The following is a 22,786-nucleotide window of genomic DNA, read 5'->3' on the forward strand; positions in this document are numbered from 1 at the left end:
CATAGTAATCATGTATAGTCCTTTTATATATAATCCTATTCAAACGTAACCTCCACCTGCACAATCTCTGACCTACTTCCAAGTCTAAGCGGTGGTCCCCAAAATCCGAATCCAGAAGAAACAATGGCGTGGAATGCACCTTTTTGTGCATATCCCCAGTCTAATTCGTACATTCTTCTCGTTACAATATGATTTGGTGCCATTTGTCCGCGGTGCGTGTGACCGGATAATAATAAATCTACACCCGCATCCGCTGCTTGCTTCAATTCAAACGGCTGGTGATCCATTGCGATAACTGGCATCGATTTATCCACTGTACTCATAAGTTTCTCAAAGCTTTGGCGATCTCGCTCTGTTTTATCTCTTCTTCCAACGAGATAAAACTCATTTTCAATTGTGATCACTTCATCTAAAAGAATACGAATATCAATCTTATCCATCTCCTGCAAGAATTCAGGAACCGCTCTTCCGTAATATTCATGGTTTCCTAATACGCCGTATACGCCTAATGGAGCTTTCATTTGTTTCATAATGTGCCCCATGTTTTTTTGAATGAATACACCTGGGTGGTCATCGATAATATCACCAGGCAGTAAAATAATATCTGGCTTCATTTCATTTACATGACGAACAAGTCTCTTTAAATGCGAAACACCAGACAGTTTACCAAAATGCATATCAGAAGCCATCGCAATGCGTAAACTTTTATGCCCTTCTACTTTTTTCGGTATATGTACTTCATATTTTCTTACTACCGGGCTATATGCGTTGAATACTCCATACGCAAAGATAAAGATAAATGCAGCTAACACAGCCGCCCCTGTCCAAATAATTGCCGCCTCTTTCTCCACCCCAAACTGTAAAAGAAAGACTGTAATATCAGCAAGTGGCAACAACATAAGCGCGTATTGGATGACCGCAAACCAAATCGAACCAATCGTTCGTAGGAATGGAAGGAACTTAAACACTTGCACAAGAATGTACGCATATGAAATAAATGCAACTACGAAAGCGTAATATCCCCAAGACTCCCAGCCAAACACGGTACTAAGCCAAACCCAGCCGTTCCAGCCAATGTAAAACATAAGTAGTGTGTATACAAGTAACATAGTAAATATATTGAAATAACGACGATTCTTCACAGCGAACCTCCTTATTGATTTCTTCTATTATATCTTGTTATGCACGTTAAACGTAAATATTAAGCACTTTGTTTATCATAGTAAAGACCTCTAATTGTTAGATTTGCATCTAACACCTCAATTGGATTAGCTTCACGATTTAAACAGCCAATACTTCATGTTTTGTGGCTTTATTATACCCCATAACAAACCAATGCTTTTTTTACATTCATTTTCTACTTATGAAACCTTACAAGATTGTCACCTCTACGTAAGGTTATTAGATAGTTTATTTACTATTGCAATGTAATAATAAAAATCTGGTTCTGTGACACTATTCCGCCTCTCTTTATGTCTTCAGAAACTTTGCAACAAAACCTGAAATATACACTTTGCTAGTAACAATGATGAAGGAAAATATTATTTTACAGGTACAGCAAAACAGGCTGATTTCTGTTGTTATGGAAACTAGCGAAGATACTAAGAGATTTATAGAAACAAAAAAATATTTTCATATGGATTTAATAAAATCAGCTCAACTTTTTTGAATTGGTAGCATTAATCTCTAAATTAAAATAAATGACTAATACGAAATAATATAGAAATGCAAAAACAATTCACTAGTTAGCTTCATCACAATACGATGTGAATTTTAAAATGGATCGCTATAAGGAGTAAATAAAATGATTAGAAAATTAATAGGTAGCTTAGTAGGGGGAGCTGTTTTTCTCTTCCTATGCATATATATTTTTTTACCTAGCATCACTGACATTGCTAAAGGTAAAGACGATATACAAAATAATGATGGATCTGTAACTATTGCATCCCCCGATACTGTGGATGTAGTAGTTAATAAAAATAGGAAACTTCCAAGTAATTATAGACCTGACGATTTAGTTGTACCTAAGGTGACATTTGCATTTGATGGGATTCAAGAAAAAAGTCATTTACGAAGTGAAGCTGCTATCGCTTTGGAAAAATTATTTGCCTTAGCGAAACAAGAAGGAATCGTATTACATGCTATATCTGGATTTCGTTCTGAAGAATATCAACAAACTGTTTATAGACGAAATGTAACGAAACAAGGTCAAGTCCAAGCTGATAAAGTTTCTGCAAAGCCAGGTCATAGCGAACATCAAACGGGGTTAACGATGGATGTATCTGCAAGTAGCGTCAATAATACACTAGAAATACAATTCGCGAATACGATTGAAGGAAAATGGCTGAAAAACAATGCTCATCGTGCTGGATTTATTATACGTTATTTAAAAGGAAAAGAGCACGTTACAGGTTATTCATATGAACCATGGCATATTCGATACGTAGGCGACATTGCAACAGAGATATATGAGAAAGGTATCACGTTAGAAGAATATCACAATGAAAAATAACCCATCACCTTGTTAAAACTACCTTATGAGGAATATAATGAAAAAATTATTTAATGTATCCTACACCTCTGTACCTATAGAATTATCAGGGAATAAAAACAGGGCAGTGGAATTTATTCGTAAATGAACTCAAATAGTTTCTAAATGAATATAAAACTGAGAAGTACGGATTAAACGCCCCTTCAAAGAAAGTTCTCTATTTATGTTAAAATATTGCAAGTAACACGCTATTCTTAACAATTTAATCAAGTAGTAAACAACACCATTTAAAAAAGAAGAAAGGATAGTACTAATATGGAAAACGTATCAGATGTACATAAAGAGGAATCTATAAAATCCTTACAGTCAACAATCCGTAAACTCGAGAGTGCCTTTTCACAAATGACTCAGAAAGGTGCCAATACCACTTTAGTAAAGAAACGCCTCAAGGCAGCTAGCATTGGCTTAGCAATGCTAGAGAGTGTTTGGAATCAAGAGCCTCATCCTTACAATCAGGGCGATTTAGCAGAAGCTCGTACTGTTCTTACTGGTTTGCTTCCATCCATTGAAAAGGCTTATGTTAAGTCAAAGGTTGGTAGTCCTCAAAGAACTCTTTTAGAAAGAAGGATTACATCGTTGGAGCTTGCTATTCAAGCGATTGATGCTACTTCTAATGAATAATTTTTCCGAATAAGACAACTGTAAAGAGCCTTACTACAAGTATGTAGCAAGGCTTTTATTTCGGGCTTTATTATTAGCAAATTCATTAATCGACTTCAACACGTTCCACTCACTTCTTTATTGATAACCATTATCATTAAGTGTTAAAAATAATAAACATCCCGTTATACGATGAATGTTTATTTGTTACATAAATATGCTTTACGATCATTTTTAAATAATAAGTAGTGCGCTGTATGGACTTTTCTTTCTAAATAATCGATAGAGTATGTGCCGGATGGATCTACTAAATCTCCAATTGCGCCTGAGAGCTGGTCAATTACTTTCTGCAATGTTTCTAAGTTCTTCTTTTCATTTTCAGCATTCATTTCATCCATAATGTCACAAATAAGATATTGCACTCGCCGCAAACGTAATTCCTTTTGCTCCACGTATATCTCCTCCTTACTAGTCATATTACGGTTTAAATATATGGCATCATAGCTTAACCAATGCTAAAAAATATGAAGGCAACCACCTTCATCACGGTGGTCGCCTCTATTTTTACACTTGTACCGCTTTTTCTCGTAATGCTCTTCGCAGTAATTTACCTGTTGTATTCTTCGGCAATTCTGCTAAAAATTCAATACTCATCGGTACTTTATATTTCGCTAAATGTAACGTGCAGTAATGCATGAGCTCTTCTTCTGTTACGCTCGTTTGCTTCAGAACGACGTAAGCTCGTACTGCTTCTCCTAAGTTTTCGTCCGGTACGCCAATTACGACAACTTCCGCTACAGATTCGTGCGTGTACAATACTTCTTCTACTTCACGCGGATATACGTTATAACCGCCAACTAGGACGATGTCTTTTTTGCGGTCAACGATATAGAAGTAACCTTCTTCATCCATTTTCGCTAAGTCACCTGTATATAGCCAGCCGTCTTTTAATGTCGCAGCTGTATCTTCTGGCGCATTATAGTAACCTTTCATCACGTTAGGCCCGCGAACGATTAATTCACCGACTGCACCGACTGGTACTTCTTCCCCAAGTTCATTTACAATTTTATTTTCTACATGCCAAATATTTGTGCCAATTGATCCTGGTTTACGAGGACGATCTAACGGATTGAAACAAGTAACTGGTGATGCTTCTGATAAACCGTATCCTTCTGAAACAATTACGTCAAAACGTTTTTCAAAGTTTTGCAGAAGCGCAACAGGCATCGATGCACCACCTGAAATACAAAGGCGAAGTGTCTTCACATCTTCTGCGCTCGCTTCTTCAAATAAATATAAGTAATTGTACATCGTCGGTACGCCAGCAAAAATCGTTGGCTCATACGTACGACAAATACGGAATACTTCTTTCGGACTAAACTTTGGTAACATTAAAATCGTCGCTCCGTTCACAATCGGTGCGTTTACCGCAACTGTTAAACAGAACACATGGAACATCGGCAGTGCCGCAACGACGCGGTCATCAGCCGTATATTGTAAATACGACGCCACATCGCTCGCATTACTATATAAATTTTTATGTGTTAACATAGCGCCTTTCGGTTTTCCAGTTGTGCCTGACGTGTATAGGATAACCGCTACATCTTCTTCATCTAGTTCAGGACCTTCGTAAGTTGTATCCCCAGTTCCTACAAAACTAGTAAACGTTTTCATTTTTTCGGTTTCTGTATGGTTAAAATCTGATGAGGTTTCGCATATGATGATATTTTCTAATGAAGGAAGTCTTGTTGTAAGAGATTGTATAACAGGTAGAAGGACGTCGAGTACGATGATTGTTTTTACATCTCCATTTTGTAAAATGTAATGTATTTCGTCTGCTGTATAAATTGGATTAACTGGAATGACAGTTGCTCCCGCTTTCATTGTTCCATATAAACCGACCAAAAATGTGGTGAATTCCCAACAACTAATGCGACATTGTCCCCTTTTCCAATGCCCATTTTTGCTAAATTGCTAGAAAACCTCGTGACCATTTTGTTTAATTGGTCATACGAGACCGACTGATCCATAAAAACATAAGCCGGTTTATCCCCCTTCTTTTTTGCCGTTTCAGCCAAAGATTGAACGAGATTCACACAAACCCCACCTTTATAAAATTTAGAATATTTAAAAATTCTAAATTAATTATATTAAAAGAAAATTAAAGTGGCAAGTGATATTCCATTAACTGCATATACACGAGTCACCTCCTCTTAGTTTACTTTGGAAGGATAAGGGAATTTTGTTTGCAAGTAATTTATGAAACGATCCCTAAAATCATTTTAGGATATCTTTTCTCTAAGTCTTTCAACTTCTTCTTTATTTAAGCTCGTATACTCCCCGTACAAATTCATAACGTCCGCTCCATCTGCATGAAAGAACACCGTAACATATAATGTTGGTAATCCTGTGTAGTCTTCATTTATCGATAAAACAACATCTGGCGTTTTATTCACAGTGCTGAACGTTTCATTTCTTTTCCATCTCTTATTTTGGAATATGTCTTGTATATCCTGTATCTTTTGCCTGTTATCTGTATTCGTATAATATATGACATGATCTCCCGCTGGTTTTCCGATAGATAAAATTGTACGACTTGAGGGCAATTCACTGTTACACGCTGTCATTCCGATGACGAAGCTGAGCAATAATACAACGTACATTACCCTTTTCATATCGATCCGCCTCCTTTTAAATATATATATTCCTTTATGAGGGGCAGATGTCTTGGAAATAGATGTTTTGTGATACATGAAACTATATCGACTTACCGACAAAACATGACAATCCACGCAAAAAGAAAGAGGCTGCCAGTTATGACAGCCTCCCTCATTGTTAGAAGAATAAATGTAAGAAATCTTCTGTTGTAATATTACCGAAGTAACGTGCGATATCTACGCCTTCTAAAGCTGTAGTGAATGCATCTTTGTCGAATTGTACGCCTGTTAGACGCTCTTCAATGTCATGAACATCTAGTGAGCCGAAGAAGTCACCGTAAATTTTGCATTCTGTTACTGTTCCTTTTTTCACTTCAAGACGAACGTCAACTTGTCCAACTGGGAAGCGGTGTGAATGTTGTAAGTTGAACTTCGGAGATTTTCCGTAGTTCCAGTCCCAATTTTGGTAGCGCTCTTCAGAAAGTTTGTGGATTTCTTTCCAATCCTCTTCTGTTAATTCGTACGTTGGAATTTCTGTTTCCCCTTCGAAAATTGTTTCTAGAAGAAGTTGTCTAAACTCTTCTGTCGTCATTTTTTCGTTTAGGAATTCTGTAATATTCGCAACGCGGCTACGAATTGATTTAATTCCTTTTGATTGGATTTTATCCATTTTTACTTTTAATGCTGATACAACGTGATCGATTTCAGAGTCAAATAGTAACGTACCGTGACTGAACATACGACCTTTCGTTGAGAACTGTGCGTTACCTGAAATTTTTCTACCTTCAGCTAAAATGTCGTTACGACCACTTAGTTCTGCATTTACGCCTAATTTACCAAGCGCTTTCGTTACAGGCTCTGTGAATTTTTTGAAGTTGCTGAAACTATCTCCATCATCTTTCGTAATAAAGCTGAAGTTTAAGTTTCCTAAATCGTGATATACTGCGCCTCCGCCTGATAAACGACGAACGACATGAATACCCTTTTCTTTTACGTAATCTGCATTAATTTCTTCTACTGTGTTTTGGTTTTTACCAATGATAATCGAAGGTTCGTTAATGTAGAACAGTAAATATGTTTCGTTAATATCTAAGTTTTTTACACAGTATTCTTCAATTGCTAAGTTTATTCTAGGATCTGTAATCCCTTTATTATCAATAAATAACATCGTATCACCTCATGAGTTCCATACGTAGCCACTATGCGCTAGCGTAATATGGCCACTGAAAATTTGTTTTGCTTCTGTTACTAAATCAGATGGGTTGCCTGTATGCGGTAAGTGCGTTAATAAAAGTTCCTTTACGTTTGCATCTTTCGCAATATTTGCTACTTCTGTACTATTCATATGCCCTGCTTTTGCCGCTTCTTGATGTGCATACATATTACACTCACAAATGAAAAGATCCGCATCTCTTGTGAATGGAATGAATTCAGGAATATAACTAGAATCAGCGCTGTATACTACGATATCATCACCAGCTGTAATACGCATCGCAAAGCATGTAACAGGATGAACAGTTTTTAAAAATGAAATAGAGAACGGTCCAACTTGCAGTGTTTCTTCTGGGTTGTACGCGATTCCTTTCGTGTGTGGTTCATGCGTTAAAGATTGGAATCCATTCTCATCACACGTATGACCGTATATTGGTAACTCCGGTAGTTGTCCTTTTGTGGCACTCGTAATTAATCTCGCATATTGCAATACCCCAATGTCTGCAACATGATCGTGATGATAGTGCGACAGTACAACTGCATCTATATCAGATGGCGTTATATATTTTTGAATCTGTGCTAGTACACCACTACCACAGTCGACAAGTAAACGAAAACCATCGTGTTCAAACAAATACCCCGACGTTGCTTCTCCCGCTTCTGGAAAGCCGCCCCAAAAGCCGACAACAGTCATTTTCATATGTATCCTTCCTTTCTAAAACCGAGTAGCCATGCAGTTTTTACTTACATCCTACATTGTTAACTATAATCCATTTCCTAAACTTTTTCATTAATTTTCAATTTGTTATAAAACAGTTGTTGACTTTTGTTTTTTGTACTAATACAATGATAGTAAGAAATGGAAATGGAGGGATTGACATGATCGATCAACCAATGGAGTTTTTCAGAAATTTACCGACGAAAACTTGTGCGCACTGCGGGAAAGAAATTGATGAGCAGCACGAAGCATACCATAACAAATGTGACGATTGCGTTCACGAAGAATAGTAGTTTGTGAACAGAAAAAAACCTAGCAGACATAGTCTACTAGGCTAATAACATCGTATCCTTCATCGTTGAACCTTTCACCAAGAGCTCCAGTTCAAACTCATACAATTCTTTTTTCCTATAATTTTTCGTATGGATTTTATCCATCATCAGGTCGACAACTTTTCGAGCCATCTCATCGATCGGCTGTTCAATTGTCGTAATACCTGGTTCTGTAATCTGTGCTAAAATTTGATTATCAAAACCGATAACAGCGAGATCATCTGGAATGCTCCAGTCATGGCGTTTCGCCTCTGAAATAATTCCAGCTGCTACCTCGTCGCCTCCTGCCAAAATCGCGGTAGGATTTTTTTTGTCCTTTAATACTTCATGGAATATTCTCTTTCCATCATCCCAAGAGAAAGCGTTTTCAAGAAAATCGATTGCTTCCACTTCTCTACTCTTTTCAGTAATCGCACGCAAAAAGCCCATTTTTCGCTGTTGGCTAACAACTTTGGTTTCGTTACCACGGCAAAAAATAAGATTACGATACCCTTGTTCTAACACATGCTTAGCAGCTATGTATGCTCCTTGCGCATGATCAAACTTCACTGTTGGAACATTTGCTTCCTCAATATATTCATTACATAACACGATTGGACCGTGTTGTAAGTATGGCTCTACATCTTCCCACGGATTTTCTAGTGAACATAGAATAATCCCATCTACTTGTTTCGTAGATAATAATTGTAAATACTCCATCTCTTTTTCCGGTAAATATCTTGTTTGACAAATAATCAGTTTATATTTATGTTCAGAAGCAGCAATCTCGATTGCTTCAATAAATCGACTGAAGAAAGGATTTGTAATCCTTGGAACTAGCACCGCAATTGTTTCCGTTTTTTGTTTACGAAGTCTTCTCGCCGCAGAATTAGGAACGAATCCTAAATGCTTCATTGCTAATTGAACCCTTTTTTTCTTCTCATCTGAAACATATGGATGATTATTAATCACCCTAGAAACCGTTGTCCTTGATAACCCCGCTAATTTCGCCACGTCCTCGATAGTCGACACGAAATTCTCCCCCTTTGCATGAAAACGTTTTCTTAATCTGATTATATAGTATATTATTGGAAACTGCAATATAGGTTGTTATGATTTTACTATATTAATATTATACATAGGGAAAAGTATGTTAATGGGAGGGGAATTTATACTGCTTTTAGAAGTATACAGTAGGCATATTTATAAAAGATAAAGGGAGATATTTCATGAATCGGACGGATCGTTTATTAGCTATATTAATTGAATTACAAAGAAAACAAACTGTTACAGCACAAAGCTTAGCTGAAAAATTTGAGACAAGTATAAGAACAATTTATCGAGATATGGATGCACTTAGTGAATCTGGCGTCCCACTTTTCGCCATGCCTGGCCACGGTTATTCATTAATGGATGGTTATTTCTTACCACCCATTCAACTTACGCCTGAAGAGGCTGTTACTCTTTTATTAGGCGGTGATTATATCGAGAAAACTTTCACCTCTTCTTTTTCTATACATGCGCAATCAGCAAAAGAGAAACTTGAAATTGTCCTCCCTGCTGATCAACAAAAGAAAGCCCTAGAATTACGAGAAACTTTCCGTTTCCTTTCTCCTATATTTTCACACAAACAATCTGAACAAGAAAAACTTGAAACCGAACTTATCCTGTTGCAAGAATCTATCCAAAAAGAACAGGCTATCTCTTTTTCTTATCGTAAACCAAGAGAAACTACAAAAATAAAACGGACCGTTCATCCTTACGGCTTAGTCAATATTTCAGGAATTTGGTACATCGTTGCTCATTGTTTACTTCGAAAACAAATACGTAATTTTCGTTTAGATCGTATGGATACGTTACAGCAAGAGCAAGAATTCTTTACGAAGCCAAAAGACTTTTCTTTACAAAACTATAAGCCCGAAAGCAATCGTACTGTTACAATCCATTTATTGTTTCCATCTCATATTGCACATAAAATTATTGAATCACGATATTTTTTTATAGATTCATATGAGCATAGAGACAATGGTTTTCACGTCTTTTTGAAATCAAGAAACATAGACGAAGTATTTCAATGGGTATTAAGCTGGGGAAGCCAAGTGCAAGTACTTGAACCAAAAATTCTTTCTGAGAAAACCCGTGATGAAGCAAAAAAAATGTTGCAACTTTAATTGTTGCATTTCACTACTGACATAATGTTGTCAGCATTACTTCTTTATAGTAGATAGTAACAAATACATTTTCATAAAAAGGAGTTAGTGATATGAAGAATTTTGAAGAGTTAGCAACGTACTACATAGGGGAATTAGAAAAGTACTCTATAGAACAATTTAGGATGAAGCCTTCTAGTGGGGAATGGTCTCTCGGTCAAATGTATAATCATTTAATTGCCTCCACATACATGCAATTAAACGCAATCACACAATGTAAAACTGAAACACCATCAATAACTAACACAAAAACAGATATGGGTGAAAAAGTATATAAACTTGGTGCTTTCCCGGATATACAAATAAAAGTACCTGGTCATTCAGGATATACACCTGAAAACCCAGCTAACAAAGAAGAAGTGCAGAAGCAATTTCTAGAATTAATTACAATTGTAAAAAATACGGAACCAACACTCCCTTCTATCGCAGATGATTGTAAAGTCGAACATCCCGGGCTTGGTTACTTAAATGCAGCAGAATGGTTCCAACTTATTTCTATGCATTTTGCACATCATCTTCGTCAGAAAGATCGACTGGAACTGAAGGTTTGCTAAGCGTTAACATTTCCACTACAAAGAGACTGCCAATATTGGCAGTCTTTTCACTTTTGATTCGATATCCCTACATCTATATAAACGAAAAAATTATTAAGCAGTTTGAAATAGTATAGGGAACTGCGTATCAGCTAGTACGATGATGCAAATACAGTGAAAAAATCTAGTGTTATATGCCCTTATAAAACATACGATTAATCCAATTATAAAAATAGACAGATTTAAAAATGGATACTATAGTTAAATATAGCCATTCACTTTACATTTTATGGGGGAATATTATGACGGTCAGTATGATTTATGACAAACTAATCAAAACGGAATCTATTGTTTTCGAGAATAACGGAGGGTTTTCTGCTCCGAACAATTCGATTATAGGGAGCAAGAAACTATATATAACCAATCATGGTCGTGTATTGGGATATGATTCTGGCGGGATCTTTTCTTCCGAACAAAGCTGGGAATATAAAAAGAAGATTAAAGTACAAATTTCTGAATCTGATGTGCTATTATCTAATCATAAAAAAGATCCTTTTACATTTAATATTTCTGTAACTCATCGGCAGTTTTACGACTTATATAAAGCGGTAGTAGGAAAAAATTCATGGCATATTGTTGGCGAAACAGCGACTAGTACACCGTGTTTAATATCAAATGACTTCGAAAATAAACATGCTGAAATGTTTGCCAGCGACATTAGAATACAAGATCAGAAGATAGTATTAATGAACTGTTCTTTTCCTAATATATATTATTATAGAATCCGTTCATACAGAAAAGCGGATTCTATTATAGAATTGAATGGAAAATTCTATAATAAATCGGTCGGTGATTTAGAGAACATTAAGCTATTTATCCCTTTTGATAATAAAATGAATCAATTAATTAGCTCATTAGAAAAATCTCCAAGTATCTTTGAAGATATAGGTAATACAAATTTAATATACACGGCTGTAACAAGCGGTATCATTCATCGACAGTTTGTAATGAATCAAGAGCTAGTATTTGCCCTTTGCAATGATGACTTAGTTGTCATGGATGAAAAAAAACGTAAGATTATAAGTCAGCATCCTGTCAAAGAATATGACTGCTATTACAATTCGATCTCAAAACAAATATTGATCATGCATAAACAGCGGCAAATGGCTCGATTTATACTATCGTTAGATTATGATGGATTGGAAGAAGAAGTTTCAAAAGAATTTACCAAACCAAATCATAAATTCATTTCAGATTTTGGGGATTTTACTGGTACTTTATTAGGTAAGGAATACACAAATACGAATATAATGATTGCGATAAATGAAGAAGAAATTGAATTTCTTCTAGCAAATCCTTTGAATTCTATTGGTGTAGTGAGGCTGGTGAACGCCAAATTTATTAAAGACGGTAAGAATGTCTTTTTCATCCATCAAGGTGAAATAGCACTTATACAATCAACGAAAAAATTCAAATTACATAATTCCATACAGTTTGAATCAATACCAGAACCGTTAAAAATGAACATTTGTTTTACGAACCACAATGAGCCGTTTTTCTTAGAACAAACGACCGATGCGATCATATTAAAACAATCCCTTCAGCAGGATTTCTTACATTTACATCATGACCAAATTATAGATATTTCTGTAACCAATTATGGTGATGAATCGTCCTCTTATTCTGAAGTGACAGTAACGCTTCATGATCAGAAACAATATAAATTGAATATGTATAATGAACGCATTAAAGATATAATGTCGAAAGCCTATTATTTTAAGAAAGAAGCAAGTCTGCCACAAGTTTCATCAGATCAACTATTTTTAAGTTATAGTCGACAAGTAAATAACCATATCTTATATCACTATTTTGGACAACTTTTCGCAATGTACGAGGGGTTGAAAGAAATTCAAGCTACTACGCAAGACAAAGAATTAAAGAATGTACAAATCATTAACTATTTATATTATGCTACACAGGCTCAAAAAAAACATTTAGATAAGGTATCTATTTATCTTCCAGCAATGCTTGAACAAGTAGAAAAAGATATTTTAAAGGAACACGGTCAAGGAATGGTGTATCAATCATTCAAATCATTACAAAAAAACCTTATGGGTATTACATCTCAAATTCATCGTTCTCTTCATGAGATGGAGAGTTCTACTTCAGCAGTTTCATTTGCACTTATTCCTAGAGAGGACTATGAGAAAACCATTTCTAGCCAAATAGTCGACAGAGGAATAATCAATGGTGCTGCTTACGGGGTAGCAGCGATGCTTTTTGGTCCCGCTGCTTTAATTGGAGTAGCAATGACAGGTATTAATGCTTACTATAGTAAGAAAGACCATGAAATGAGAGAGCGAATTCGAAAGGAAAATGAGAATCAACGTTTAGAATTCTACACTTCTAAAATACAAGATTCCTTCGAACATTTCATTCAGACGTTATTGCCTTTCTATATTTCTGAAGTGAATCATGCCGTTTTCCATACTTATAAGCAAGTTCATACTCTTTATGAACCTATTAAAAACAACCAAGAAGTTCGAGAGCACATGTTAATGAAAATTACACAGCTCTATACATATAAAAACTTACCAATCGATGAGTCTGTTACAATGAAAAAACAGAAGCTTATTGAATTAGTAAATAAAAATGAAAGCCATGCTGAAAAACACGTAGACACATTCCGTTTGGAGGTTGAAAATCATGTTCCGCAATCCATTTAATCCTAACAGTACAGATGCTTTCGATTTATTTGATCAGATGGATACTCTAGATATGACTGGTATTTCTGAAGTGAATAATCCATTTACCTCTGCAGGTCCAGAAGTTACTCATACTTCAAATGTTGATTATGCTGGGGAGCACTTTGTAAATCCCCATTCCGTTTCTAGTTACGATCGTCAAGATGGTACTCATGTTGAAGGATATTGGCGAGATGGTGATGGCAACACCGATATAGACGTAACCGCTGAAGACGGCGGCGGATATATACAAACAAACCCAGATGGCATCCTTCACAATAACTTTGGTTTTTGAGGGCGAATTTCGGGAATGAAAATTAGATTGTGGTGTAAACGGATGCCCCGAGAATGCAGCATCCGTTTATTTCATTTGAAGTATTGAACGGTACCATAAAAATCGATGGGTGCCCGAAACCTCTTTATGTATAAAAATCCCCCTTCCTCATTACCTTTATAACTCCTCCCACTTCGTCCAAACTTCTCTTTCATTTATACGATACATATTATCCTCGCGATCCATAAACCCGTGCACGATAAACTCGCGTCTAATTGTACAAAAGTCCTCATGATATTGTTTGATGAATGTATTCATTTCTTTTTCCGTATATTGATTCTCTGCATTTAATTTGCTAACTAAATGCTCTAACAATACTAATTTTTTCTTCTTTTGACCTGGAATCGATTTTAAGCGGTCTTCTTTATCGAAAAAGTTACGAATGGTCGTATCTCTGAATTTCATTTCGCTTTCTGTCATTTTGCTCCTCCTTATTATTTATCCTTTTCCTTTTCTTTTTCACTGAAAAGATCCAGCGCATAACCTATGCTTATGAAGAAATAGTAGAATGCAAGAAATGCTAACGTATCGTTTACACTTGTATATTCTTCTTTACGGAACAGGATAGGTGATAGTGTGAAAACTAAGAAATAGATGCATGGATACATTATGAAATAATAGTTAAAATGTCTTCTCATAGCCCCTCCTCTTTATATATGATTCTATTCAAATATTTGTAATCCTTTTTTACTATCCCCTTCACTTCTAAGGTAAATTAAAAGGCATTTCCACATAAAGTGAAACTTTAATTAGTGGGGGTTTTCTTCATCCCCTACTGATTATTAGCCTTCACCAATCGGACTTTTATGGGCAGCCCGACCCCCACCTAACTTCTTTGCTTTCGCTGCATTTTGAGGTGGGGGTCTTACTGCCCATTAAAGCGGGATAAAAGCGATATGTTCTATCCGATTATCTTTCACATATATTGAAAGGAATGAATTAAAATTCAAGGAGGAATATGAATGCGATGGATTTATTATGATCCTATATTTGAGGTGGACCAAGTCGCTCCATCTGTTAGAACTTCTTCGCCATGGACTGGTCACAACAAATTTGCATATGATCTCGTTACATTTTTCAAACCTCAAAAAATAGTAGAACTCGGAACATATTACGGTTCCTCTTTCTATAGTTTTTGTCAGGCCGTAAAAGACGAACAGCTTTCCACACAATGTACCGCAATTGATACTTGGCAAGGAGATCCACACGGTGGTTACTACGGAGAAAATGTATTCGAAACTGTAACACATGTGCTGAATACGTGTTATTCAGGAATCGGAAAGACGATTCGTTCTACATTTGATAATGCTTTAGATCAATTTGAAGATGAAAGCATCGATTTATTACATATCGATGGGTTTCATACATTTGAGGCGGTCGCACACGATTATACTACATGGTTACCAAAGCTTAAAAAGAACGGTATTGTTTTATTTCATGATACAGCCGTTTTAGAAAATGGATTTGGTGTATATATATTATGGGATACTTTAAAAGCACAGCACCCTCATCTAGAATTTACACATTCGTACGGTTTAGGCGTTCTCTTTCCAAAGGGATATGAGGAAAAGTTCGAAAATGTACTGAAGAACAATAAAGAACTACAGCTCAAGTACGGCGGGTAAATTCCTACTATAATTAGATACATAAAAAGCACCATTTAGGTGCTTTTTTGTTTATACTTCAACCGATTGATTTTCAGCAATATTTTTAAATTGTCGTTTGTGCATCCAAGTTAATGAAGCAATTGTTCCAATTGATAATACAACGATAAAGATCATGAGTATTCCAATATTTTGCCACATGAAGTTAAAGTCTCCGCTTGATACGACTGCTTTCAATCCTGATACAGAGTATGTCATTGGTAACCAAGCATGAAATGGTTGTAAAAATTTCGGAATTAATTCTAGCGGGAATGTTCCCGCACTCGTTGTAAGCTGTATAATTAATGTGATGATGGCGATGAAACGTCCTGCATCACCGAATGCTGTTACTAAACATTGAATTAATGCGATAAACGATAAACTTGTAATGATGCTAAAGAGTATGAAGTATGGAATGCTTTGTACTTCTACACCTAATCCGAACAATAAAATGACATCTGCTACTATTGCTTGAATAATGCCGACTGATAGTAACACGCCAAACTTGCTAATAAACCAGCTAAATCCGGATTTTGGAACACCGACTGTATCACGTAACGGGTATACGATAGATAATAGTAATGCCCCAACGAATAAACCTAGTGATAAGAAATACGGCGTAAATCCAGTTCCGTAGTTTGGTACTTCCGCCATTTTCTCCGTCTTCACTTTTACAGGGCTTGCAAACATATCATACGTTTTAGCTGTTCCTTTTACTTCACCTGTTTTTTCTGCCCCTTCACCAAGTTTCTCAGCGAGTTCACCTGAACCATCGTTTACTTTCACGAGTCCATCTGTCACTTTTCCTGATCCGTCTGCTAGTTTACTTACTCCGTCGATTAGCTGGGTTGAACCAGTTGATATTTTATTTAGACCACCATTTAAAGTGCCTATGCCTGTCGTTACTTGGCTTGAACCGTCTGCTAATTGCGTTATTCCTCCTGACATTTGATTTGCTCCTGCGGATAATGTACCTAAACCACCTGTTACTTGGCCTGAGCCATCCGCTAATTGGGTTACGCCATCAATTAACTGACCTGACCCGTTATTTAATTTATCTACACCTACTTTGGCATTATTTAATCCTTCACCAAATACATGAAACTTACTTACAAATTCGTTTTGCGCATTCGTTAATTTTTCAATGCCATTCGTTAAAGTGTTAACCACTCCTGAATGCGGTAATTTGTTTTGCATTTCACTTGTCTTTTGATTTATTTCACCTTTTAGTTGTTTTACTTCTTCGTTTAGTTGCTTTGTTCCACCCGATACTACAGCAACTTTTTGTTGAACTGTCGCTGTACTTTTTGCCGCATTTGTAATATACGGTTGTAACTGCTCTTGATATTCTTTTGGTAAACTCTCAATTTGCTTTTGTAAATTAGCTACATCTTGCGTTGCATTTTTTGCATCTCCTGCTGTTGATTGAGTAAATTCATTTAACTGATTTACGTTTTTTTCAGCTCCATCTATTTTCTCATTTACTTTATTTAATATGGTAGGAACTTTCGCCTGCATTTCCTCTAAACCTGCAGCAGAACTTCTCACTTTACTATCTAACTCTTGCAAACCATTTTTAATTTTTTGAGAACCTTCCTCTAATTGACTTTGTCCTCCAACAAGCTGTTCCATACCAGCTGCTAATTCATTCGTTCCTGTTTTTAATTCACCTGATTTATTTACTAATGTATTCAAACCCGCTGTTACTTTCTGAGACCCATCTTGTAACTTCCCGATACCTGTCTGCATCTCACCTGTTTTATTACTTAACGTATTTAAACCGTTTGTTACTTTCCCGGATCCATCTTGTAATTTACTAGATCCATCAGCTAACTTCTGAACCCCATCTTTCATCTCCCCAGACTTCCCTTGAAGTGTATGGAGCCCTTCCGTCACTTTCCCCGATCCATCATGCAATTCACTAGATCCGTCGTGTAACTTATTTGCCCCTTCCGCCCCATCTGCTAATCCTTTTGAGACGTCTTTCATGGAATCAAACATTTTCTCTGCATATGTTTTCGTTAACGTACTTGCTACTTCACCTTTCATTTTTTCAATGGCTGTTCCGCCAATTTGTGAAGATAAGAAGTTTAAGCTTTCGTTTGGAATGTATTCTAAGTTTAATGGTTTCGGATCGTCTTTTAACAGCGTTGTAGCGTTACTTGAGAAGTCATCTGGAATACGTACTAACATGTAATACTTTCTATCTTCCATTCCTTTTTTCGCTTCTTTTTCGCTCACAAACTCCCATTTAAAACTTTTATTATCTTTTAAGTTATCAACGAGTCCTTTTCCGACTTCAATCGGTTTCCCATCAAATACTGCCCCTTTATCTAAGTTGACTACCGCAACTGGTAAATCATCTAACTGTTTATACGGATCCCAAAAAGCCCATAAAAACATTCCTGCATATAAAATCGGTACAAACAAAACCGCGATAATTGGAATTAATATTTTTTTACTTTTTATAATTTCAGCAAATTCTTTACGAAATAACTTATACCCTCTCATAATGTTTCCCCCTTTTTAAAATGACCGAAATTAACTTCTGGTCATTTTCACCCAAATAAAAAGGCTGTACTCGTTCATACATATGCCTTATCCCCGAATTTATACTATGCAACTTTTCCTCAATTTGAAAGTAATATTTCTATTATCCCCCCTTAAATTAAATATATGACCACTTTGTTCAAATGGTCATTTTTTATAATAATAAAAGGATTATCTTAATTTGACAATCCTTTTAATAAATAAAGTTCAAATAATTCTGCTATTTTTTCTTTTTCTAGCGGTTCATGATTTTTTTCCCAATCAAAAATAAGCGATACGTATAAGCGAAGCATAATAAATGCTGTAATTTCTGGATCACATTTGCTAATTTCACCTTTATCAATCGCAATTTCTAAATACGATTGAATGACAGAAACGATTTCCACATCTACTTGTTGCATCACTTCTTGTACTTCCTTCGTTCCCATATCACGCTCTTCTTGAATTAATTTAATCATGAGCTGATGTTCTTTTCTAAATTCTAAGATGCTATATAATGCTCTATGTACATTTTCAAAAAATGAAACATCTGAACGAATTGCATCTTTTGCAACTTGCTTCATTTCTGTAATTAAATTAGAAATAATTTCGCCAAATAGCTCTTCTTTATTTTTGAAAAAAGTATAAATCGTTCCTTTTCCTACATTCGCTAACTTCGCTACTTGATCCATCGTTGTTGCTTTATAACCGAACGCTGAAAAAGATTTTGTTGCAGCTTCAATAATAGAACGTTTTCGATCTATCGCCACATCATCACCTCCAAAAATGACCAATTGGATAATATAGTCAATCAGTACATCTTTGATATTACCACACGCTTACATTCTATACAAGTTCTCTTTTTTATTATTTCCAGTATAAACAATTCCAGTCAGTGTATATCATACTGTCCATAGTGTATCAAAAAGAATGCTTATATGAAAAGCAAGAATATATTCATAATAATTGCTGGCTAGATCCCACTAGAAATTCAATAAAATAGACAGTGTTCTTAAAACAAAAGTTTTAAGAACACTGTCTTTTATTTTGACATAGAAAGTAATATTTTCTCCATCTCTTTCTTAGTTAGATCATCATCAATTATCTCTTCGTATATCTTTGTATCTCTTGTAAAAATATCATTTACTATGACAATTTGATAATCACTATTCTTACCTTGTGCTGGTACAAACATTTTGAGTCCTTTTAACTTACTCTCTCCTTGAGAATATTTATTATAGACCATTTCTTTCCCGTCTAAACTATAACTTTCTAGATTCTCGTCTCCAGGCATCATGTAGTGTAGTGGATCCTTGCCACCATTAACATTACCATCCATATACATCCTTGACTGGTAAATTGTAAAACCATATTTTCCTTTTGTATATTCTGATTTAATAACTAATTCTACATCTCTTCCAAAATATGAATCAGCCCATTCTCTCTTTAATTCATAACCTTCAGGTATATAAGTTGGCTTCTTAATTTGATACGGTACATGTTCTTTTGCTTCTTCCATAGTATATGTTAAAGACTTCTGCAATTTATCATCAAAAGGTTTTAATTTCTTCTGAATACTAGCTAGTCTTTCTTGATCAGGTTTATTCAAGCGTTTAAGATTCATTTCCTTTGTATCTCCATCATAATTCTCAGGCACATTTTTCTTAACCATTGCTTTTTTCTGAATTTCCCTAGCCTCTTTAAATAATTGGACATATTGTTCAAATTCTTTTTTTGTAAAATTCTTTTCTGCCAAATACAAAAAATCTGTATCTCTTTTATATGACTTTATCGACATACCCCATTCTCTGCTTGCATTCTCTGGTGTACCATATACTGTTTCTATCGCTTTTTCAAATGCCGCTTTAGATTGCTTGTTTTCTACAACCTTTTCCTTCTGTCTTTCATCTCCCTCGGTTATCCTTGCATTCAATAAGAATCCCCCTGCTATAACTGCTATAGCAATAACGCCAAGTAAAGACAGACGATACGATTTCTTTTGAAACTTTTTAATCATAACGATTCTCCTTTTTAGTGTTCGTTTATTTCTACTTAAACTCGCTAGACTTGGTGCTTGATAGGAATAGTGCTCTAAAAGAGTAATAATTGTATGACCGTATGCAATTTGCTCCTCTTCATCTATAAAAGTAAGTGCATATGCATCACAGGCTAATTCTTGATCTTCTCGCATACAAAAATAGGCGTACCAAAGAATCGGATTGAACCAATTTAATAGGATTAAGCTATACATAATCCAATTTACAGCTACATCGTTTCTCTTAATATGAGCTAACTCATGGTAAAAAACATATTGTAATTGTTGCTCATTTAATACTTTCATATGTTTTTTTGATAGTAATACTTTCGGACGGAAGAAACTGAAAACAGTTGGGCTTGATATTTTCCCTGCTAGACGCAATGAAACTTCCTTCTTCATTTTCATAGTCTGCTTACAGCGGTTAAACACTGTAACGACCTGTTCATCCATAATATCCGGTTGTTTCTTTATGTACGAATATAAACGTCTATTTGTAATAAACGTGATGGCTGCTAATACGATTACTCCAGCTAGCCAAACATACAGAGCAAGTTTGTATAAAGAAAATGAGGGCTTTTGTTCCGCACTCGCGTTTACTTCAAGTTCATTATTTTTTGTCATAGTTTCAGAATTTGATTCCAATTCCACTTTACGGTCGCTTTCTATGTTCACTATACTCTCAGTAGACGGCATATTTTGGGGAATAACTTCCGATACACTAGAACGATAGGAAAGTAATGAATAAATACTATACGAACTATCTGGTGACCACGGTAAAAGAAGTCTTATCATTAATACAATCCACAGCATATATTGCCACCTGGGCGTTAATTTATTTCTAAATAAAATTTTTATACATAAAATAAATCCAACTAATATGCTAGCCATAAGTGACGTTTCTATAAGCCAATCAAAAAAATGAGGAAGGTATACATTTATAAGCATGTCTATCATTTTTATCGATCCTTCCTCTTATTCTCCTCTGTCTTCTCATCTAAAATGCGTTTTAATTCATTAATATCTTCTGAAGATAATTTCTCCTCTTTTAAGAAATTAACAAGTAATGGCTTAAACGCCGCGCCGCAAAAACGTTTTAGTAAAGATTTCGTTTCAACTTGTAAATAATTATCTTGTGATACTAACGGATAATACGCGTACATACGCCCTTTATCTTGATGGTAAGAAACAGCTTCCTTTTGTACTAAACGATTAATTAATGTCCGAATTGTTTTCGGTTTCCAGTCCATTGCATCTTCCAGTTCTTCAATAATTTCATTCGCTGTTTGTGGTGAGTTCGACCAAAGTACTTTCATAATTTCTAATTCCGCTTCAGATATTTTAGGTAATTGATTTGTCATAGTATATTTCACTCCTTCATATTACATTTGTAATCTATAACTAAGATTACAAATGTAATACTTAATTGTCAACCATATTTTAGAAAAAAATAATCCCAGCTAAACCTTACTTCACAACAACAAATTTCCCTTTTTTCAAATAATTAAATGAAAAAACAAGAAAATCTTTACATTTAATAGTAATATAGAAAATAGACAAGTTTATCCGACTTTAATGGGCAGTAAGACCCCCACCTCAAAATTCAGCGAAAGCAAAGAATTTAGGTGGGGAATCAACTGCCCATTAAAGTCCGATTGGTGAAGACTAATAATCAGTGGGGGATGAAGAACCCCCCCACTGATTAAAGTTTCACTTTATCAAAATAGTGGAGGCTTTTTTAGTCATGATGCGTGCGCTTCGTTTAAATATAAAGCAAGCTTTTTGTAGTCGTATTTCTTTAATTATGATGCTTAGTGGATTCGTTCTTATTTGTATTTATCACTATTATTATGTAATTCGTTATTTAGGAGACGCAGCGAATGGTCCTATATCAACAGATTTAAAATGGATTGGATTTCGCGACAATGAAATGGATGTTTATTTATTATTAATGCCAGTTATTGCGAGTTTCCCCTTTAGTACAAGTTACAATTCGGATAAGTCAGATGGTTTTAAACCGTTTGTGAGTAAGGGGATTTCTATATTTCCTTATTCAGTAGCGAAATATATCGTTACGTTTTTTTGCGGAGGATTTCTTTATACGCTTCCATTCATCTTATCGTTATTATTTTGCAAATTAACCATTCCAGACGGAACACCTAAGATTGGTTCAGGCATCATAAATGCTGATGGAATGTTCGCAAACCTATATTTCAATGAGCCTCTCACTTACATTACTGTATATATCGGAATTAATTTTTTATTTGCAGGTTTAATGGCCCTTTTAGGACTTGCTGCATCTGTATGGTCACAAAAAGACTATATGGCAATTCTCTTTCCATTCGCAGCCGCCTCCATTCCGTACGTCCTGCTAAATACAATACTTCCTTCAATAGGCGGAGCACCTTTTCATTTATATGATCCGAAACAACCATTGCAAGGCATGTCACCATATATTTTAATGACTCAGTGTGCTTTCTTCCTTTTCGTTAGCCTACTTATGTATATACAAGGAGTAAAGCGGGATAGAAAAAAATATAAAAGAAGACTGCAAAAAAGAGATCGGTGTAGAAAAGCGTTTCAAGTAATTTCAGACTAAATCATTGAACGAATAAGAGCGTAATTCCCTGAGTTAACTTAGAGAATTACGCTCTTATTATCATTTACATGTATCACTCGTATATTTTCGATACTCATATAATCAACCTC

The 22,786-nt window shown here is 35.4% G+C and carries 20 protein-coding genes and 2 pseudogenes; 9 read left to right on the forward strand and 13 right to left on the reverse strand.

Features of this window, described 5'->3' with window-relative positions; translation table 11 throughout:
• Nucleotides 1-35 precede the first annotated feature (35 nt).
• Nucleotides 36-1,142, reverse strand: a complete 1,107-nt coding sequence (locus EUC40_RS20320) for a metallophosphoesterase (protein WP_156576391.1) — start codon at nt 1,140-1,142, stop codon at nt 36-38.
• 662 nt (nt 1,143-1,804) lie between these two features.
• On the opposite strand from EUC40_RS20320, the gene EUC40_RS20325 reads away from it, so the two are divergent.
• Together EUC40_RS20325 and EUC40_RS20330 are read left to right on the forward strand one after the other, a co-directional pair.
• Nucleotides 1,805-2,512: a M15 family metallopeptidase gene (locus EUC40_RS20325; protein ID WP_156576392.1), complete on the forward strand. Its 708-nt coding sequence runs from the start codon at nt 1,805-1,807 to the stop codon at nt 2,510-2,512.
• Between the two features lie 294 nt (nt 2,513-2,806).
• On the forward strand, nt 2,807-3,172 hold the full coding sequence (locus EUC40_RS20330) for a hypothetical protein (RefSeq protein ID WP_156576393.1): 366 nt from the start codon (nt 2,807-2,809) through the stop codon (nt 3,170-3,172).
• Between the two features lie 179 nt (nt 3,173-3,351).
• Here the strand turns inward: EUC40_RS20330 and EUC40_RS20335 are convergent, their stop codons facing one another.
• The 5 genes and pseudogenes from EUC40_RS20335 to EUC40_RS20355 all read right to left on the reverse strand — a co-directional run bounded on the left by EUC40_RS20335 (nt 3,352) and on the right by EUC40_RS20355 (nt 7,720).
• Nucleotides 3,352-3,603 carry a hypothetical protein gene (locus EUC40_RS20335; RefSeq protein ID WP_000435466.1) on the reverse strand — a complete coding sequence of 84 codons (252 nt, stop codon included), beginning with the start codon at nt 3,601-3,603 and terminating at the stop codon, nt 3,352-3,354.
• A gap of 112 nt (nt 3,604-3,715) precedes the next feature.
• Nucleotides 3,716-5,247, reverse strand: a pseudogene (locus EUC40_RS20340) (fatty acid--CoA ligase family protein).
• 161 nt (nt 5,248-5,408) lie between these two features.
• Nucleotides 5,409-5,826, reverse strand: a pseudogene (locus EUC40_RS20345) (hypothetical protein).
• 160 nt (nt 5,827-5,986) lie between these two features.
• Nucleotides 5,987-6,976 (reverse strand): lipoate--protein ligase, encoded by a 990-nt coding sequence (lplA, locus tag EUC40_RS20350; RefSeq protein WP_151626495.1) that lies wholly within the window; start codon nt 6,974-6,976, stop codon nt 5,987-5,989.
• A gap of 9 nt (nt 6,977-6,985) precedes the next feature.
• A complete protein-coding gene (locus EUC40_RS20355) occupies nt 6,986-7,720 on the reverse strand; it encodes an MBL fold metallo-hydrolase (RefSeq protein ID WP_156576394.1) in 735 nt (244 codons plus the stop codon).
• A gap of 179 nt (nt 7,721-7,899) precedes the next feature.
• Between EUC40_RS20355 and yhfH the strand changes: the two genes are divergently transcribed.
• The gene (yhfH, locus tag EUC40_RS20360; protein WP_000567010.1) at nt 7,900-8,028 is read left to right on the forward strand and encodes a protein YhfH; all 129 of its coding nucleotides are present in this window, start codon (nt 7,900-7,902) and stop codon (nt 8,026-8,028) included.
• Nucleotides 8,029-8,067: 39 nt separating this feature from the next.
• Here yhfH and EUC40_RS20365 read toward each other — a convergent pair whose 3' ends face one another.
• Entirely contained in the window at nt 8,068-9,081 is a 1,014-nt protein-coding gene (locus EUC40_RS20365; RefSeq protein WP_000103723.1) for a LacI family DNA-binding transcriptional regulator, read from the reverse strand.
• 197 nt (nt 9,082-9,278) lie between these two features.
• On the opposite strand from EUC40_RS20365, the gene EUC40_RS20370 reads away from it, so the two are divergent.
• The 4 genes from EUC40_RS20370 (at nt 9,279) to EUC40_RS20385 (ending at nt 13,831) form a co-directional block, all read left to right on the forward strand.
• Entirely contained in the window at nt 9,279-10,220 is a 942-nt protein-coding gene (locus tag EUC40_RS20370; RefSeq protein ID WP_156576395.1) for a helix-turn-helix transcriptional regulator, read from the forward strand.
• A 92-nt stretch (nt 10,221-10,312) separates the two neighbouring features.
• Nucleotides 10,313-10,813, forward strand: a complete 501-nt coding sequence (locus EUC40_RS20375; protein ID WP_071711133.1) for a DinB family protein — start codon at nt 10,313-10,315, stop codon at nt 10,811-10,813.
• A gap of 281 nt (nt 10,814-11,094) precedes the next feature.
• Nucleotides 11,095-13,518: a hypothetical protein gene (locus EUC40_RS20380; protein ID WP_156576396.1), complete on the forward strand. Its 2,424-nt coding sequence runs from the start codon at nt 11,095-11,097 to the stop codon at nt 13,516-13,518.
• Complete coding sequence (locus EUC40_RS20385; RefSeq protein WP_156576397.1) at nt 13,499-13,831, forward strand: hypothetical protein; 333 nt, start codon at nt 13,499-13,501, stop codon at nt 13,829-13,831. The genes EUC40_RS20380 and EUC40_RS20385 overlap by 20 nt, the downstream gene beginning before the upstream one ends.
• Nucleotides 13,832-13,987: 156 nt before the next feature.
• Here EUC40_RS20385 and EUC40_RS20390 read toward each other — a convergent pair whose 3' ends face one another.
• Both EUC40_RS20390 and EUC40_RS27330 read right to left on the reverse strand, forming a co-directional pair.
• Nucleotides 13,988-14,290, reverse strand: a complete 303-nt coding sequence (locus tag EUC40_RS20390) for a DUF2087 domain-containing protein (RefSeq protein ID WP_156576398.1) — start codon at nt 14,288-14,290, stop codon at nt 13,988-13,990.
• A 14-nt stretch (nt 14,291-14,304) separates the two neighbouring features.
• On the reverse strand, nt 14,305-14,508 hold the full coding sequence (locus EUC40_RS27330) for a hypothetical protein (RefSeq protein ID WP_244322168.1): 204 nt from the start codon (nt 14,506-14,508) through the stop codon (nt 14,305-14,307).
• Between the two features lie 324 nt (nt 14,509-14,832).
• Here EUC40_RS27330 and EUC40_RS20395 point away from each other — a divergent pair, with 324 nt between their 5' ends.
• Nucleotides 14,833-15,495 carry a class I SAM-dependent methyltransferase gene (locus tag EUC40_RS20395; protein WP_156576399.1) on the forward strand — a complete coding sequence of 221 codons (663 nt, stop codon included), beginning with the start codon at nt 14,833-14,835 and terminating at the stop codon, nt 15,493-15,495.
• Between the two features lie 51 nt (nt 15,496-15,546).
• Here the strand turns inward: EUC40_RS20395 and EUC40_RS20400 are convergent, their stop codons facing one another.
• The 4 genes from EUC40_RS20400 to EUC40_RS20415 form a co-directional block, all read right to left on the reverse strand.
• Nucleotides 15,547-18,024: a YhgE/Pip domain-containing protein gene (locus EUC40_RS20400; RefSeq protein WP_156576400.1), complete on the reverse strand. Its 2,478-nt coding sequence runs from the start codon at nt 18,022-18,024 to the stop codon at nt 15,547-15,549.
• A 215-nt stretch (nt 18,025-18,239) separates the two neighbouring features.
• On the reverse strand, nt 18,240-18,812 hold the full coding sequence (locus EUC40_RS20405) for a TetR/AcrR family transcriptional regulator (protein WP_071711141.1): 573 nt from the start codon (nt 18,810-18,812) through the stop codon (nt 18,240-18,242).
• Nucleotides 18,813-19,084: 272 nt separating this feature from the next.
• Nucleotides 19,085-21,034 carry a M56 family metallopeptidase gene (locus tag EUC40_RS20410; protein WP_156576401.1) on the reverse strand — a complete coding sequence of 650 codons (1,950 nt, stop codon included), beginning with the start codon at nt 21,032-21,034 and terminating at the stop codon, nt 19,085-19,087.
• A 2-nt stretch (nt 21,035-21,036) separates the two neighbouring features.
• Nucleotides 21,037-21,438 (reverse strand): BlaI/MecI/CopY family transcriptional regulator, encoded by a 402-nt coding sequence (locus EUC40_RS20415; RefSeq protein WP_000184503.1) that lies wholly within the window; start codon nt 21,436-21,438, stop codon nt 21,037-21,039.
• A 383-nt stretch (nt 21,439-21,821) separates the two neighbouring features.
• Between EUC40_RS20415 and EUC40_RS20420 the strand changes: the two genes are divergently transcribed.
• Nucleotides 21,822-22,676 carry a hypothetical protein gene (locus tag EUC40_RS20420; RefSeq protein WP_156576402.1) on the forward strand — a complete coding sequence of 285 codons (855 nt, stop codon included), beginning with the start codon at nt 21,822-21,824 and terminating at the stop codon, nt 22,674-22,676.
• Nucleotides 22,677-22,786 lie beyond the last annotated feature (110 nt).

Origin of the sequence: Bacillus luti (assembly GCF_009739945.1) — a bacterium.
Taxonomy (GTDB): domain Bacteria; phylum Bacillota; class Bacilli; order Bacillales; family Bacillaceae_G; genus Bacillus_A; species Bacillus_A luti.

What these genes read in the sequence shown, in the direction of transcription:
- EUC40_RS20420 (WP_156576402.1), top strand. Translation starts at nt 21,822, where the DNA reads ATGATGCGTGCGCTTCGTTTAAATATAAAGCAAGCTTTTTGTAGTCGT.
- EUC40_RS27330 (WP_244322168.1), bottom strand. Translation starts at nt 14,508, where the DNA reads ATGAGAAGACATTTTAACTATTATTTCATAATGTATCCATGCATCTAT.
- EUC40_RS20400 (WP_156576400.1), bottom strand. Translation starts at nt 18,024, where the DNA reads ATGAGAGGGTATAAGTTATTTCGTAAAGAATTTGCTGAAATTATAAAA.
- EUC40_RS20375 (WP_071711133.1), top strand. Translation starts at nt 10,313, where the DNA reads ATGAAGAATTTTGAAGAGTTAGCAACGTACTACATAGGGGAATTAGAA.
- EUC40_RS20370 (WP_156576395.1), top strand. Translation starts at nt 9,279, where the DNA reads ATGAATCGGACGGATCGTTTATTAGCTATATTAATTGAATTACAAAGA.
- EUC40_RS20390 (WP_156576398.1), bottom strand. Translation starts at nt 14,290, where the DNA reads ATGACAGAAAGCGAAATGAAATTCAGAGATACGACCATTCGTAACTTT.
- EUC40_RS20385 (WP_156576397.1), top strand. Translation starts at nt 13,499, where the DNA reads ATGTTCCGCAATCCATTTAATCCTAACAGTACAGATGCTTTCGATTTA.
- yhfH (WP_000567010.1), top strand. Translation starts at nt 7,900, where the DNA reads ATGATCGATCAACCAATGGAGTTTTTCAGAAATTTACCGACGAAAACT.
- EUC40_RS20415 (WP_000184503.1), bottom strand. Translation starts at nt 21,438, where the DNA reads ATGACAAATCAATTACCTAAAATATCTGAAGCGGAATTAGAAATTATG.
- EUC40_RS20325 (WP_156576392.1), top strand. Translation starts at nt 1,805, where the DNA reads ATGATTAGAAAATTAATAGGTAGCTTAGTAGGGGGAGCTGTTTTTCTC.
- EUC40_RS20410 (WP_156576401.1), bottom strand. Translation starts at nt 21,034, where the DNA reads ATGATAGACATGCTTATAAATGTATACCTTCCTCATTTTTTTGATTGG.
- EUC40_RS20395 (WP_156576399.1), top strand. Translation starts at nt 14,833, where the DNA reads ATGCGATGGATTTATTATGATCCTATATTTGAGGTGGACCAAGTCGCT.
- lplA (WP_151626495.1), bottom strand. Translation starts at nt 6,976, where the DNA reads ATGTTATTTATTGATAATAAAGGGATTACAGATCCTAGAATAAACTTA.
- EUC40_RS20355 (WP_156576394.1), bottom strand. Translation starts at nt 7,720, where the DNA reads ATGAAAATGACTGTTGTCGGCTTTTGGGGCGGCTTTCCAGAAGCGGGA.
- EUC40_RS20330 (WP_156576393.1), top strand. Translation starts at nt 2,807, where the DNA reads ATGGAAAACGTATCAGATGTACATAAAGAGGAATCTATAAAATCCTTA.
- EUC40_RS20380 (WP_156576396.1), top strand. Translation starts at nt 11,095, where the DNA reads ATGACGGTCAGTATGATTTATGACAAACTAATCAAAACGGAATCTATT.